The sequence below is a fragment of the Natrinema soli genome (genome assembly GCF_028618695.1).
Genome location: NZ_JAQIVI010000513.1, coordinates 1 through 764 on the forward strand (window position 1 = coordinate 1; position 764 = coordinate 764).

Annotated in this window: 1 protein-coding gene; it reads left to right on the top strand. The window is 68.5% G+C overall.

What is annotated here, in order from left to right:
• Positions 1–764: ABC transporter permease (locus PGX04_RS25475; RefSeq protein WP_273741056.1), on the top strand; the 764-nt coding region annotated here is incomplete at both ends.

Genomic DNA, 764 nt, shown 5'->3' on the forward strand with positions numbered 1-764 from the left:
GACGCGGGCTCGAGTTGGGGCGCGCGCTGGGCCGTCGCGCGCCGCGAACTGGCCTCGTTGCGCTCCGAGAAAACGATACTGCTGGCGCTCGCGATTCAGCTGTTCATCGCGGCCTTCTCCTCGTTTCTGGTCGTCGGCCTCGTCTCGCTGTCCGACCCGGGGGCGGTCGACGGCTATCGGACCGAGTTCGCCGTCACCGGGGACGATACTGACACGCTGCTCGCAGTCGCGAACGAACGGGACGGCGTCACCGCCCAGCGGTACGACGACCGCGGGGCCGCCTACGACGCCTTCGACGCCGGCGCGGTGTCGGCCGTGCTCGATGCGAACAGAAACGACGACGGGCAACTCGTCGTGAGGGCGACCGCGTCCGAGTCGGGGCTCCGGACGACCCTGCTCGTCGTCCAGCTTCGGGATACCCTGGAACACGTCGAGCGCGTCGAACGCCAGGGACACGTGGAGAACAGTCGACTCGAGCAGTCACCGGTGCCGGTACCGGACGAGATCGAGGCGAGCCCGTACGTCGGCTTCACCTACACCATCCTGCTGCCGCTGCTGTGTTTCCTGCCGGTGTTCATCAGCGGCTCCATCGTCGTGGACTCGCTGATCGAGGAGCGCCAGCGGGGGACCCTCGAGTTGCTCCGCGTCGCGCCGCTCTCGCTCGCGGACGTGATCGACGCGAAACTGCTGGCGACGGCGGCGCTGGCACCGCTGCAAGCGATCGCGTGGCTCCTCTTGCTCTCGTTCAACGGGACCGCGATCGC